This is a genomic window from Bacteroides sp. HMSC067B03 (assembly GCF_001811315.1).
Classification (GTDB): Bacteria; Bacteroidota; Bacteroidia; order Bacteroidales; family Bacteroidaceae; genus Bacteroides; species Bacteroides faecis.
In genome coordinates, this window is sequence record NZ_KV804492.1 from 1 (window position 1) to 828 (window position 828).

Below are 828 nucleotides of genomic sequence, written 5' to 3' on the forward strand. Positions count from 1 at the left end.
GTGGAGGAGATTTTTGGCCTATATTTCCTAATGGTCCTTTGGAAAATCCTAATGGTGGATATCCTTATTCTAATGGTCAACAAGGTTATAATGGAAATCCAGGGATTAATGGGAATCCAGGCTATGGCTATTATGGTTATTATGGCTATTATGATACTGGTTATTATGGAGGAGGAAGTGGTGGAAATGTAAGTTCTGATGATGATGGTAATCCCAATTTAATACATCTTAATGATGGAGAGTGTGTTGTTGCTGCAATAGCCAATGCTGGAATAATGTTAGGTGTAGATTTATCTGTATCGTCCATTACTTCCGATCTAAAAAAATATAAAGATAATAAGATTAATAGATATGTGATAAGTGATGAGTTACTGGGAAATATTTTGGATGATTATTTTGATGTAACAATAGCAAGTGAAGTGTCTGAAATAACCAAACCGGTAGTTCTCGGTAAACCTGTTTGTGTACGATTAATAATACAGCAAAATACCGTAGATGGTATCGAATATCAGCAATTGCACGATGTTGTTATTACGGGTGTAAATAACAGTATGAATGGTTATTTTGAGTATTATGATTCTGTGACAGGTGAAATAGGCCATTTGACAAAAAGTGAACTGGAAACTAAAACAACGCGAAAATTTTATATATTGGACCATAAATAGAACTTAAATATGAAGAACATATTAATTCTTTTCTTGATTCTTTTCTCTTTACATGGGACTTGTTATTGTCAAGTGTCTTCTAGCGATTCTTTGTATAAACGTATACCTGTTGTAAGGTATACTTCAAGAGACTTTTTGGCAATAGTCAATGACGCTTTTATAC

At 33.3% G+C, this 828-nt stretch carries 1 protein-coding gene; it reads left to right on the forward strand.

Annotated elements, in window-relative coordinates; genetic code table 11:
• On the forward strand, positions 1–665 hold a 665-nt coding region (locus HMPREF2794_RS29190; protein WP_210403608.1), incomplete at its 5' end, for a hypothetical protein.
• Positions 666–828: the final 163 nt, after the last annotated feature.